The 11,930-nt window shown below is 72.3% G+C and carries 11 protein-coding genes; 4 read left to right on the top strand and 7 right to left on the bottom strand.

Annotation, left to right across the window (positions count from 1 at the left end; all coding sequences use genetic code 11):
• Nucleotides 1-11: 11 nt before the first annotated feature.
• From egtD to egtA, 4 genes are read right to left on the bottom strand one after another with little or no spacing between them, the layout of a single operon-like run.
• On the bottom strand, nt 12-986 hold the full coding sequence (gene egtD / locus ACIRHA_RS06290) for an L-histidine N(alpha)-methyltransferase (RefSeq protein WP_403840487.1): 975 nt from the start codon (nt 984-986) through the stop codon (nt 12-14).
• The gene (gene egtC, locus ACIRHA_RS06295) at nt 983-1,738 is read right to left on the bottom strand and encodes an ergothioneine biosynthesis protein EgtC (RefSeq protein WP_403840489.1); all 756 of its coding nucleotides are present in this window, start codon (nt 1,736-1,738) and stop codon (nt 983-985) included. The genes egtD and egtC overlap by 4 nt, the downstream gene beginning before the upstream one ends.
• Nucleotides 1,738-3,087, bottom strand: a complete 1,350-nt coding sequence (gene egtB / locus ACIRHA_RS06300; RefSeq protein WP_403840491.1) for an ergothioneine biosynthesis protein EgtB — start codon at nt 3,085-3,087, stop codon at nt 1,738-1,740. Before egtB ends, egtC begins: the two co-directional genes overlap by 1 nt.
• Nucleotides 3,084-4,382 (bottom strand): ergothioneine biosynthesis glutamate--cysteine ligase EgtA, encoded by a 1,299-nt coding sequence (gene egtA, locus ACIRHA_RS06305; RefSeq protein WP_403840493.1) that lies wholly within the window; start codon nt 4,380-4,382, stop codon nt 3,084-3,086. Before egtA ends, egtB begins: the two co-directional genes overlap by 4 nt.
• A gap of 307 nt (nt 4,383-4,689) precedes the next feature.
• Between egtA and ACIRHA_RS06310 the strand changes: the two genes are divergently transcribed.
• Nucleotides 4,690-5,550 (top strand): TIGR02452 family protein, encoded by an 861-nt coding sequence (locus ACIRHA_RS06310; protein ID WP_403840495.1) that lies wholly within the window; start codon nt 4,690-4,692, stop codon nt 5,548-5,550.
• On the opposite strand, the gene ACIRHA_RS06315 is transcribed toward ACIRHA_RS06310, so the two are convergent.
• Nucleotides 5,535-5,990, bottom strand: a complete 456-nt coding sequence (locus ACIRHA_RS06315; protein WP_403840498.1) for a type II toxin-antitoxin system PemK/MazF family toxin — start codon at nt 5,988-5,990, stop codon at nt 5,535-5,537. The genes ACIRHA_RS06310 and ACIRHA_RS06315 overlap by 16 nt on opposite strands.
• A 71-nt stretch (nt 5,991-6,061) precedes the next feature.
• Here ACIRHA_RS06315 and ACIRHA_RS06320 point away from each other — a divergent pair, with 71 nt between their 5' ends.
• Nucleotides 6,062-7,132 (top strand): glycosyl hydrolase family 18 protein, encoded by a 1,071-nt coding sequence (locus ACIRHA_RS06320; RefSeq protein ID WP_403840500.1) that lies wholly within the window; start codon nt 6,062-6,064, stop codon nt 7,130-7,132.
• A gap of 97 nt (nt 7,133-7,229) precedes the next feature.
• Complete coding sequence (locus tag ACIRHA_RS06325) at nt 7,230-8,282, top strand: LacI family DNA-binding transcriptional regulator (RefSeq protein WP_403840502.1); 1,053 nt, start codon at nt 7,230-7,232, stop codon at nt 8,280-8,282.
• Between the two features lie 93 nt (nt 8,283-8,375).
• Here ACIRHA_RS06325 and trxA read toward each other — a convergent pair whose 3' ends face one another.
• Nucleotides 8,376-8,789, bottom strand: coding sequence for a thioredoxin (gene trxA / locus ACIRHA_RS06330; protein ID WP_403840505.1), 414 nt, complete (start codon nt 8,787-8,789; stop codon nt 8,376-8,378).
• Nucleotides 8,790-8,943: 154 nt separating this feature from the next.
• On the opposite strand from trxA, the gene ACIRHA_RS06335 reads away from it, so the two are divergent.
• Nucleotides 8,944-10,371, top strand: coding sequence for a dihydrolipoyl dehydrogenase family protein (locus tag ACIRHA_RS06335; protein WP_403840507.1), 1,428 nt, complete (start codon nt 8,944-8,946; stop codon nt 10,369-10,371).
• An 84-nt stretch (nt 10,372-10,455) separates the two neighbouring features.
• On the opposite strand, the gene ACIRHA_RS06340 is transcribed toward ACIRHA_RS06335, so the two are convergent.
• Nucleotides 10,456-11,841 carry a glycoside hydrolase family 32 protein gene (locus ACIRHA_RS06340; RefSeq protein WP_403840509.1) on the bottom strand — a complete coding sequence of 462 codons (1,386 nt, stop codon included), beginning with the start codon at nt 11,839-11,841 and terminating at the stop codon, nt 10,456-10,458.
• Nucleotides 11,842-11,930: the final 89 nt, after the last annotated feature.

Below are 11,930 nucleotides of genomic sequence, written 5' to 3' on the forward strand. Positions count from 1 at the left end.
TCGGCCGGTTCCTAGGGAAGGCCGGCCGACGCCCTGCTCAGTGACAGTGCGAACCTTCCCTCTGCGTCCGTCCACCAGTGGCCCAACTCGAGCCCCACCTCGTGCAGTTCCGCCTTCACGCCCTCCTGGCGGAACTTGGCCGATACCTCCGTGCGGACCTCCTCGCCCGCCGTGAAGTCGACCTCCAGGTCGAGGGCCGGGATCTTCACGGTCTGCGCCGTGGTGGAGCGCAACCGCATCTCGATCCACTCGCACTCGGCGTTCCACAGAGCGACGTGCTCGAACGCCTCGGGACGGAAGTCGGCGCCCAGCTCGCGGTCCATCACGGTCAGCACGTTCTTGTTGAACGCGGCCGTGACGCCCGCCGCGTCGTCGTACGCCGCCACCAGCGTCGCCTCGTCCTTCACCAGGTCCGTGCCGAGGAGGAAGAAGTCGCCCGGCGCCAACAGGCCCCGCACCGCCGTCAGGAACGCGGCCCGCTCCTTGGGCAGCAGGTTGCCGATGGTGCCGCCGAGGAAGGCGACGAGGCGTGGCCCGGGAGTCTCCGGCAGGTCGAACGCGGCCGTGAAGTCCGTGACCATGGCGTGGATGTCGAGCGCGGGCCGCTCGGCGAGGAGGGTGTCCGCCGCGCCGCGCAGCGCGCTCTCGCTCACGTCCACGGGTACGTACGTCGTGAGGTCGGTGAGCGCGTCGAGGAGGTGGCGCGTCTTGTCGGACGAGCCGGAGCCCAGCTCGACGAGCGTGCGCGCACCGGTCGCCGCCGCGATCTCGTGGGCGCGCGTGATGAGGATCTCGCGCTCGGCCCGGGTCGGGTAGTACTCGGGCAACTGGGTGATCTCGTCGAAGAGTTCGCTGCCGCGGGCATCGTAGAACCACTTGGGCGGGAGCGTCTTGGGAGAGCAGGTCAGGCCGTGCAGGACGTCGGACCGGAGCGCGGCGTCGGTCGCGTCCTCGGGCAGGGTGCGGGTCATGCGGAACGGGCTCACGCGGAGGGCTCCTTGAGCGGGGTCAACAGGACGTCGGTGCGGCTCGCGGCCAGCAGGGTGCGGTCGGGGACCTCGATCCAGTGCGGATCGTCGTCGTAGGGCTCGGAGGCGACGACGACGGAACGGCCCGGCTCCGTGCGGTACCAGAGGGTGTCGCCCCAGGCCGTGGCGGTGATCGTCTCACCGTCGGTGAGCAGGAAGTTGAGGCGGGCGGTGGGCGCGGCCTCGGCGACCTCCAGGGTGGTGTCGGCGAGCGCCTGTCCCGCGGCGTCGCCCGCCCGCAGCCGGTGCAGGACGAGCGCCCACAGGAAGGCCGCGTCGCAGCGGGCCTCCATGGAGAGCAGGTCCGTCGGCGGCAGCGTGGGTGTCAGGGAGGTCAGGGACTGCGGCCAGCCCGGCACCGCGCCGTTGTGGCTGAACAGCCAGGGCCCGGTCGCGTACGGGGCCGCTGCCGCCTCCCCGTCCGCCCCGGCGAGCGTCGCGTCGCGAACAGCCGCGAGCAGCGCTCCGGAGCGGACGACGCGGGCCAGGTCCTGGTAGGCCGCGTCGCCCCAGATGGGCCCCGCGCGGCGGTAGCGGGCCGGCACCGGGTCGCCTTCCGTGTACCAACCCACCCCGAAACCATCGGCGTTGACCGTGCCGTGGCGCTGCCTGCGCGGCTCCCACGACTGGCGGAACAGGCTGTGCGAAGGCCGGTCGACGATCTCGCCGAGCGGTACGGGCGGCCCCAGATAGGCCAGGTGACGGCACATCAGGCGCGCTCCTGGGGCTCGGCGTCGCGGGCCGTGCGGAACCCGGAGAAGATCTGCCGCCGGACCGGAAGATCCCAGTTGCGGAACGTGCCCCGGCACGCCACCGCGTCCACGGCGAACGAGCCGCCGCGCAGCACCTTGTGCTCCGGCCCGAAGAACACCTCCGAATACTCGCGGTACGGATACGCCACGAACCCCGGGTAGGGCAGGAAGTCGCTCGACGTCCACTCCCATACGTCACCCATCAACTGCCTTACACCGAGCGGGGATTCGCCCATCGGGTAACTGCCCGCGGCGGCCGGGCGCAGATGGCGCTGGCCCAGGTTGGCGCGCTCCGGCGTCGGGTCCGCGTCGCCCCAGGGGTAGCGCATCGAGCGCCCGGTGGCCGGGTCGTGCCGGGCCGCCTTCTCCCACTCCTCCTCGCTCGGCAGGCGGCGCCCCGCCCACCGGGCGTAGGCGTCGGCCTCGTACCAGCTCACGTGCAGCACCGGCTCGTCCGGCGGTACGGGCTCGGTCACCCCGAACCGCCTGCGCAGCCACTGCCCGCCCTCGCGGCGCCAGAACAGCGGCGCCTGAAGGCCGTGCTCGCACACCGTCGCCCAGCCGGCCGGGTCCCACCAGCGTTCCTGGCGGTAGCCGCCCTCCTCGACGAACTCGATGTACGCGGCGTTCGTCACCGGCGTCGTGTCGATGTGGAACGGCGGCACCAGGCGGGTGTGCGCGGGACGTTCGTTGTCCAGGGCCCACGGCTCGGCCGTCGTGCCCATCGTGAACGGGCCGCCAGGGACGAGCGCCTCGGCGGGTCCGTCGTACGGCCGCGCCAGAGGCTCGGGGGCGGGCGCGGTGAGCGCCGTGCCGCCCCGCCTCAACTGGTGGGTGATCAGCATCGTCTCGTCGTGCTGCTGCTCGTGCTGGGCGATCATCCCGAAGGCGAAGCCCGAGCGCGTCAGACGCTGCGTTCCCTCCGCCTCGAACGAGGCCTTCTCCAGTACGTCGAAGGCCCGGCCGCGGACGTCCGCCGCGTAGCCGCGCGCCTCCTCGGGCGCGAGCAGCGGCAGGCTCGGGCGCTCCGAGCGCGGGTGCTCGAAGGCGTCGTACAGCGGATCGATCTCGGGACGGATCGCCTCCTGGCCCGCGACCGCGCGCAGCAGCCACTGCTCCTCCTGGTTCCCGATGTGCGCGAGATCCCAGACGAGCGGCGACATCAACGGCGAGTGCTGGGCGCGCAGTTCACCCTCGTCGACACAGTTCGTCAGCAGCGTCGTGCGGCGCCGGGCGGCCTCGAGGGCGTCCGCGGCACGGCCACGGAGCGCCTCCGGGTCCGTGGTGACGTTCTCCTCAGCGGTCATGATCGGACGGTCCTCCCCTGGGCGGGTTGTCGTGTGAGCAGATCGAGCACGTCGTCGGCGGGGCAGCGGCCGCGGACGACATAGCGGTGCGTGAAGTCCGCGACCGCCTGTCGGGTGTCCGGGTCCGCGCCGAGCCTCGGCAACGCCTCCAGCGCCGTCGTGAAGCAGGCCGTGGCGGCCTCGCGCAGCTCTGGGTCGGCGAGGCCGAGCCGGGCCGCGTCGCGCCACAGCGGATTGTGCGGGGCGGGCAGCGGACCCGCCCGCTCCGCGAGCGGCTTGACCGCGCGGTACGCGGTCTCGGCGGCCTGCGGATCGTCGAACAGGGCGGTGGTCACGGCGAGCGGCACCAGCCACCCGTCGTCGCCCGACTGCGCGTCGATCATGCGCAGTTCGAGGTGCCCGCGCGGGCGCACGGGCGGGAAGAGGGTGGTCAGGTGGTAGTCGAGATCCGAGCGGGCCGGCGGCCGGGGCGCGCCCGTGCGCGCCCACTCGCGGAAGGTCAGCCCGTCCGGTACCTGCCACGGCCCCTCGGCGGTGCGCACGCACATCACGGGCGCGTCGAGCACGTGCCTCGTCCACGCCTCGCGCGGATCGAAGTCGAGGGGCACGCCGCCGGACCGGCCCACGTCGATCCGCTCCCACAGCAGCTGCCGTGTGGAGCGCCAGCCGGTCGGACGCCCCGACAGCATCGGCGAGTTGGCGAACGCGGCCACCAGGACGGCGCCCAGCAGATGCGCGAGCCGCCAGCGCCTGCCGAGCCCCTGCGGACCCGGCTCCTCGTGCCCCGCGTCCAGACACACCTGCACGGACGCGGACGAGCACATCATGGAGCGCCCGGCGGGCCCGGCCCGGTCGAGCGATGCCTCCAGGGCGTCGTAACGGGGTTGACGGAGAACGCGCCGCGGCGGCAGCCACGGGTCGGTGCCGTGGCCGAAGAGGGCGAGTCCGTGACCGCGGAGCGCGGTGCGGACGGCGGTCAGATCGGCCCGCATGGCCGAGACGCATTCGGGGAGGGAGGCGGCGGGGAGCGAACTGAGTTCCAGCTGCCCGCCGGGTTCCACGGTGAGCGCCGAGCGCAGAGGCAGGGCGCGCAGTGCGACATATGCCGCGTCGAGTCGTTCGGGTGGTAAGGGGAGCCACGGCTTCAGCGGCGGGCGCGGCTCGTGCACGATCCATTCCAGCTCGACCCCGACTTTGCGCGGTGGTCCGGTCTTGAAGCAGATGCCCCGTACCAGGGCCTCCGCCTCGGCCTCGGTGACCACGTCACCGAGCGCCGTACAGTCACCCTCACTCATGGGGGGATTCCTCCTGGTTCGCACGTTCTCCATGGTCCCCGGTGGGGGCCATCCCGTCGATTCGGCCGGGTGCCGACAAACAGGCCCCTTCCGGGCGACGCAGACCCTCCACCCAAGACGGTTCGGGCGGCTCGCACAAGAGTGCCTCTGGACAACCCGGGGACTTTGCCGGGACTTCTCAGGGACTTCCCTGAGACGTCCCCGGACGCGGCGAAAACCTGTTGCCCGAGCGGTCACTGTGCGTACACGATGGATGTATGAACACGACGGGGGAGACCACGGGACCCACTCAAGAAGGTAGGGCCGCGTGAGCGCGCGACTGCGCGAGCTCGCGCGGAGCACGGAGAAGATCGTCGAGTCGGGGGAGTACGCGGACGACGGGGGCCGCGTGGTGACGATCGGCGCCGCGGTGGCGCGGGCGCGGGCGGGCACCAGGATGTTCGGGCCCGACCCGGTGCCCGTGCCACCGATACCGCCGGTGGACGGGACAGATGTCGAGGTCACGGGCGAGAGCAGCCTGGAGGCGGCACGCCGCATGACGGGGGAGCGGCCGCAGCCGGTGGCAGTCCTGAACTTCGCCTCGGCGCGCAACCCGGGAGGCGGCTACCTCAACGGGGCGCAGGCCCAGGAGGAGGCGCTCTGCCGCTGCTCCGCGCTGTACGCCTGCCTCATCGAGGTTCCCGGGTTCTACGCCCACCACCGCGAGCACCGCGACGCCTTCTACAGCGACCGCGTCATCCACGCACCGGCCGTCCCGGTCTTCCGCGACGACCAGGGCCGGCTGCTCGACGCCCCGTTCGAGGCCGGCTTCCTGACGTCACCCGCGCCGAACGCGGGAGTGATCGCACAGCGCACCCCGGAGCGGGTGCACGAGATACCGGCGGCCCTGGCCGTGCGAGCCGAGCGCGTACTGGAGGTCGCGGCGGCCGAGGGGTACCGCAGGCTCGTCCTCGGGGCCTGGGGCTGCGGGGTGTTCCGCAACGATCCGGGGCAGGTGGCCGGGGCGTTCCGCACGCTGCTCGAAGGGCGTTTCGCGCACCACTTCGAGCAGGTCGTGTTCGCCGTTCTCGACCGCACGAAGGACGCGGCCACCCGCTCCGCCTTCGAGCGCGCCTTCGTGCGGGCGGACAACGGGGGGTCTTTCACCGGCTCTCAGCGCCAGCCGTAGCGCTCCCGCAGCCGAAGCACCACCGTGTTGAACCGGCCGCGGTCCAGGGCGCAGGCCTCACGGCGCATCCCCTCATCGTGCACGCGCAGCACCCGGTCCAGGTCCACCCACGAGTCCCGGTCGTCCTTGTCCCAGGGCCCCGAGCCGAGCGCCACCCACTCGCGGTCGCCGTCGTGCCGCTTGCTGGACAGCTGCACCGCCAGCAGGGTGCCGCCCGGCTCCCGGGCCACCACGAGCACCGGGCGGTCCTTGCCGCGCCCGTCGTTCTCCTCGTACGGCACCCAGGTCCACACGATCTCGCCGGGATCCGGGTCGCCGTCGTGCGCGGGCGCGTACTCGGTGCGCACCTTGCCGACCCGGGTCGGCTCGGCCTCCACCGTGGCCGTCGCGCCGCCGCGGCCGGGGTGTTCGTACGCTTGGTCATCCGTGTAGGCAGTCACGCGGGTCACGTTAGACGCCGACCGGCCCAATCCCTGCGGCGGGTACGCCGGATGGGCCGCAGGCTCGCCCCATGAAACGACGCCACAGCACCGCCCTCTGCGTCCTCGCCGGGACCCTCGCCCTCACCGCCGCGGCGCCCACAGGACCCGCCGCGTCCGAAGCCGCGCCGCCGCGCACCGTCTCGGCATGGCTCCCGTACTGGGACCAGGAAGCCGCCTACCAGAACGCCCTCGACCACGCCGCACAGATCCGCACCATCAGCCCCTTCTGGTACGAGACGAAATCCGCGGCCCGCGTCGCGGGCCACACCGGTGCGGGCGAGCGCCGCATCATCAACGGACTGCACGCCCGCGGCATCCAGGTCGTGCCCACGGTCATGGAAACGATGAAGCCGGGCGCCCTGGCCAAGGTCCTGAACAGCCGCAAGTCCCGCACCCGCCACATCGACGCGCTCCTCGACGTCGTCCGCAGCCGCGCCTACGACGGGCTCGACATCGACTACGAGTCGATCGCCGTCGCACCCGACGACAAGTACCGGGCGGTGCGCGCCGGTTACACCGCCTTCGCCACCCAACTCTGCGCGCGCCTGCACGCCTCCGGCAAGAAGTGCTTCCTGACCGTGATGCCCAAGACCCGTTCCACGGGCCGCATCTGGGACTACGAGAGGCTGGGCGCCGCCGCCGACCGCGTACGGATCATGGCGTACAACCTGCACTCCGCGGAGGGCAAGCCGGGACCGCTGGCCTCGCCCCAGTGGTACGACGAGATCCTGTCCCGCGCCACCGCCCAAGTCCCTCGCGCCAAGCTGGAGATGGGTCTGCCCGCGTACGGCTGGAACTGGAAGGTGGGCGGCGGCCGGGGCGGCAAGGAGCGCGCCCGGCACGTCACGTCGAAGTCGGCCGAGGCGCTGCGCCGCAAGGTCGGCGCGCGCTACGCCCTCGACCCGGAGTCCCGCACCCCCCACTTCACGTACAAGGAGGGCAAGGGCAAGAAGGCGACCCGCCGTACCGTCTGGTACCAGGACGCCGCCGGCACCGCCGCACACCTCCCGATCCTGCGGAAATACGGCGTCCGGAACACGGTCCTGTGGGCGCTGAACTTCGAGGACCCGAAACTGTGGAAGACACTCGCGCGGGGCTAGAACCTGTCGCTTGGATCAGGCCCCAGGGCATTGGATCAGGCCCTGGAACAGGGCCGGGCACGGCCGCTGGGCGGCGTCTGCAAGGATGCCGTACGTCATGGTGCAGATACCGAAGCAGCACTCCGCCCAGCCGTCCGCGCCCCACAAGCCCGTGTCCGGCGCCCTGCCGACGAGCGCCGACGTCGCGCGCCTCGCCGGGGTCTCGCGCGCCACCGTCAGCTACGTCCTCAACAACACCAGCGCCGTCCGGATCAGTGAGCCGACCCGGCGGCGCGTCCACGAGGCAGCGAAAGAACTCGGCTACGTCCCGCACGCCGCCGCCCGCAGCCTGCGCGCGGGACACACCAGGATCGTCCTCGTGCCGACCCCCGACGTGCCGATCGGGCCGCTGTACAGCGCTTTCCTCAACGAACTGCAGTGGGCGCTGAGCCGCCTCGACTACACCGTCGTGCAGTACGGCAGCGTGGGCCTCAGCGGCGACGCCGCCGCCCGCGCCTGGGCCGAGCTGCGCCCCGTGGCCGTGCTCGGCCCGGTCGGCATGGGCCCCGACGGCATCGCCGTGCTCCGCCGCTCCGGCGCCCGCGCCGTCATCACGCTCGGCCCGGAGCCCGTCGAGGGCGCGCACGCCCTGCTCACGGACCACCGGCAGGTCGGTCGCGTCGCAGGCGAGCACCTGCTGGCCGGTGGCCACCGGCGCATCGGCGTGGTCATGCCGAAGGAGGCGGGCCTCGACACGTTCGCGGTGCCGCGCCTGGAGGGTGTGCGCGAGGCGGGTGCGGAGGCGGTGTCGCTGCCGCTCGCGTACGACGAGCAGGATGCGGCCCAAGTCGCCGCACAGGTAGCCGACTTGGGGTTGGGTGCCGTGTTCGCGTACAACGACGAATACGCCATGCTGCTGATGCGCGCGTTGCAGGACCTGGGCGTCGACATCCCCGGTGACGTCGCCGTGATGGGCGCCGACGATCTGATGCTGGGCCGGCTGTTGCGCCCCCGCCTGAGCACGGTGCGGCTCGATCTGCCCTCTGGCCGGGAGCTCGCCGAACTGGTGGACCGCCTGGTCAGGGACCCGGAGCAAGACGCCGACCAGGACGCGGATCCGGAACCGCGCGAGGCGCTGGCGGTGACGCTGGTGGCGCGCGAGTCGGCCTGACGCGCTTCTCGTCGACAGAGGGGCAGGCATGCCGCGAGGCGGCCGCCCAATGGGCGACTGCCTCGGGGACAGTCGAGTGACGGGTCAGGAGGTTCAGCCCTCCTGACCCTGGCCCTGGGCCTGGCCCTCCTGCTCGGCCTTCGCCTGCTGCTCGGCGACCGACGCGCGGACCTCGTCCATGTCCAGCTTGCGGGCCTGGCCGATGACGTCCTCGAGCGCCTCCTTCGGCAGCGCGCCCGGCTGCGCGAAGACGGCGACCTGGTCGCGCACGATCATCAGAGTCGGGATCGACTGGATCCCGAAAGCGGCGGCGAGCTCCGGCTGTGCCTCGGTGTCGACCTTGCCGAACACCAGATCCGGATTGGCCTCCGCGGCCTCCTGGTAGACCGGGGCGAACTGCTTGCAGGGCCCGCACCAGTCAGCCCAGAAGTCGATCAGTACGAACTCGTTCTCCGTAACCGTCTGATCGAAGTTCTCCTTGGTCAGCTCCGTGGTGGTGCTGCTCATGGTGTTTTTCCCTCTTCCTGCTTCCGGGGTTCGGGGCGAAGCCGTCGGGGGCAAAGCCGCTGTGCACGCAACAGTCCGGATGTCGGACGTATTCCGCGCTCGTACCCATGTGCTCGGCACGCACACATGGGACCACACTGAGAGACTGGGGCGCATGACGGAAGCCATCGCGTACGACGTCGTAGTGCTGGGAGCGGGACCGGTCGGGGAGAACGTCGCCGACCGCGCGCGAGCGGGCGGTCTGAGCGCCGCCATCGTGGAGAGCGAGCTCGTCGGGGGAGAGTGCTCGTACTGGGCGTGCATGCCCAGCAAGGCGCTGCTCCGCCCGGTGATCGCCCGCGCCGACGCCCGCCGGGTGCCCGGCCTGCGCCAGGCGGTTCAGGGCCCGCTCGACGCCCCGGCGGTCCTCGCGCACCGCGACGACTACACCTCACATTGGAAGGACGACGGCCAGGTCGGCTGGCTGGAGTCCACCGGCATCGACCTGTACCGCGGCCACGGTCGCCTCGACGGACCGCGCAGCGTCACGGTCACCGCCGACGACGGCACGGTGACCACCCTCACGGCACGCCACGCGGTCGCCGTGTGCACGGGAACCCGCGCCGCCCTGCCGCCGCTCCCGGGCCTCGACGCGGTCAAGCCATGGACCAGCCGGGAGGCCACGAGCGCGGACCGGGCGCCCGGCCGCCTCATCGTGGTCGGCGGCGGCGTGGTCGCCACGGAGATGGCCACGGCCTGGCAGGCACTCGGCTCGCAGGTCACGGTGCTCGTACGCGGGGGCGCCCTGCTGGAGCGCATGGAACCGTTCGCGGGCGAGCTGGTCGCGGAGTCGCTGCGGGAGGCGGGCGCGGAGGTCCGCACGGGAGTCTCGGTGGCATCGGTGGACCGCTCGCCCGCCGGCACGGTTACGGCAACCCTCGACGACGGCACGACCCTCGAAGCCGACGAGATCCTCTTCGCGACGGGCCGCGCGCCGCGCACGGAGGACATCGGCCTGGAGACGGTGGGTCTGAAACCCGGTTCCTGGCTGGACGTCGACGACAGCCTCCGCGTCACGAACAGCACCTGGCTCTACGCCGTCGGCGACGCCAACCACCGCGCGCTCCTCACCCACCAGGGCAAGTACCAGGCGCGCATCGCGGGCGCCGCGATCACGGCCCGCGCGCAGGGCGTCCCGCTCCTGGAGACCGACCGCTGGGGCGCCCACGCGGCGACGGCCGACACGTCCGCCGTCCCCCAGGTCGTCTTCACCGACCCCGAGGCCGCGAGCGCGGGCCTCACCCTCGCCGAGGCGGAGGCGGCGGGCCACCGCGTCCGCGCGGTCGACTACGACATGGCGAACGTGGCGGGCTCCGGCCTCTACGCCGACGGCTACCGCGGCACGGCCCGCATGGTGGTCGACCTCGACCGCGAGATCCTCCTGGGCGTCACGTTCGTGGGCCCCGCGGTCGGCGAACTCATCCACTCGGCGACGATCGCCATCGCAGGCGAGGTCCCCCTCGACCGCTTGTGGCACGCGGTGCCGGCGTATCCGACGATCAGCGAGGTGTGGTTGCGGCTGCTGGAGACGTATCGCGGTTGAGTACCGGGTGGTGCCGGCGTGGCTGACATGCCCCCCGCCCACGCCATGAGCGTGCCCGGCCGCGCCGTGTTCCGGCGGGACACCTCAGTGCCGGCTGTCGTACTTCCAGGCCCGCGTCCCCACCTCCGCCGAGCCCCGGACCACCGTCACCTCGTATCGCCCCATGGGAGCGGGATGCACCTTCTCCGTGAGCATCGCCCGCTCGTCGACGAACGCCTCGATCAGCGGGCCGTCCACCAGGACCCGTAGGTGGGACCGTGTGCCGCCGGGCACGGTCGCGATCGCCTCGGATGTCCGGGGCAGCGGATGCGGCGACGTCGCGGGAGTGCCGGTGCGGTCCAGGACGAGCGTCCCGCGGGTCGGGTTCACCCGGAGGGACACCGCCGCGCCGAGGCTCAGGACGATCTCGCTGTCGGGCCGGGCGACCCGTACATCGAGTTCGATCTCGTACGCCGCGGGAAGCTCCGCGCCGACGGGCAGCGGCGTCCCGCGCAGTGCGGTCAACTCGCGGGCGGGGGCGAGCCGCAGGGTGCCGTCCGGGTGTACGCCGATCTCGCGCGGGTGGGTGAGGCAACCCGCCCAGCCCGCGGCCAGGGACTCCTGCTCGGTGCGTGACTCCCAGCTCCAGCCCCACAGCAGGGTGCGGTCGTCCTCGACCAGGGTGGTGGGGGCGTAGAAGTCCCTGCCGTGGTCGAGCATTCCGCCGGTCGCGGGCACGAAGCGCAGGCCGTCACCCGCCGCTCGCAGGTCGCCGACGAGGTACGACGTCGAGTACGTGATGTCGTCGATCCACAGCGAGAGGAGCAGCACCCAGCGGCCGTCGCCCGTCGGCAGCAGTGCTGGGCACTCCCATGCCGTGGCGGGTCCGGCGATCCGGCCCGCCACCGGGTCGGCGGCGTCGACGAGCGAACCGGCGTAGGTCCACTCGGTGAGCGAGTCCACGCGGTAGAGCAGCACGTCCCCGGCCCCGCTCGCCCGGTGTCCCGCGCCGATCAGGGCCCAGCGTTGTCCTTCGTACGAAAAGAGGTACGGGTCGCGGAAGGCGACGAGGTCGAGGCCGGGCGGCGGTCCCGTGACAACCGGCTCGGGCTCGGCCTTCAGCTCGGTGATCAGGTCGTCCGTGGCGCGGGCCAGCATCACCGAGCCGATGCCGTCGTCGCGGTCCATGCCCGTGTAGACGGCGGTGGGCACCCCGTTGTCGACGACCGCGCAGCCGGACCAGGCGCCGCGTCCGTCCCGGCCGCCGGGGGTCGGTGCGAGCGCGATGCCGTGGTCGGTCCAGGTGACCAGGTCGGGGCTCGACGCATGGCCCCAGTGGATGTCGCCCCAGACCGGGGCGCCGGGGTTGTGCTGGAAGAAGAGGTGATAGCGACCGGCGTGGAAGAGCGGCCCGTTGGGGTCGTTGCACCACTGCCCGGCGGCAGGACGTACATGGTGACTCGGGATGTTCCGGTCGTCTGCCTCAGTCATGGTGATGTCACTTTCTTGAAATCGGCCTCTTGCCAACCGGAACCTAACACGTGATAGTTGACCCGCCCTAGCACGTGTAAGGAAAGCGC

It is taken from the genome of Streptomyces sp. NPDC102360 (assembly GCF_044766085.1).
Lineage (GTDB): Bacteria > Actinomycetota > Actinomycetes > Streptomycetales > Streptomycetaceae > Streptomyces.

Excerpts from the sequence above, each read along its gene's own strand:
- egtC (WP_403840489.1), bottom strand. The coding sequence starts at position 1,738 with ATGTGCCGTCACCTGGCCTATCTGGGGCCGCCCGTACCGCTCGGCGAG.
- egtB (WP_403840491.1), bottom strand. The coding sequence starts at position 3,087 with ATGACCGCTGAGGAGAACGTCACCACGGACCCGGAGGCGCTCCGTGGC.
- egtA (WP_403840493.1), bottom strand. The coding sequence starts at position 4,382 with ATGAGTGAGGGTGACTGTACGGCGCTCGGTGACGTGGTCACCGAGGCC.
- ACIRHA_RS06320 (WP_403840500.1), top strand. The coding sequence starts at position 6,062 with ATGAAACGACGCCACAGCACCGCCCTCTGCGTCCTCGCCGGGACCCTC.
- ACIRHA_RS06325 (WP_403840502.1), top strand. The coding sequence starts at position 7,230 with ATGGTGCAGATACCGAAGCAGCACTCCGCCCAGCCGTCCGCGCCCCAC.
- trxA (WP_403840505.1), bottom strand. The coding sequence starts at position 8,789 with ATGAGCAGCACCACCACGGAGCTGACCAAGGAGAACTTCGATCAGACG.
- ACIRHA_RS06335 (WP_403840507.1), top strand. The coding sequence starts at position 8,944 with ATGACGGAAGCCATCGCGTACGACGTCGTAGTGCTGGGAGCGGGACCG.
- ACIRHA_RS06340 (WP_403840509.1), bottom strand. The coding sequence starts at position 11,841 with ATGACTGAGGCAGACGACCGGAACATCCCGAGTCACCATGTACGTCCT.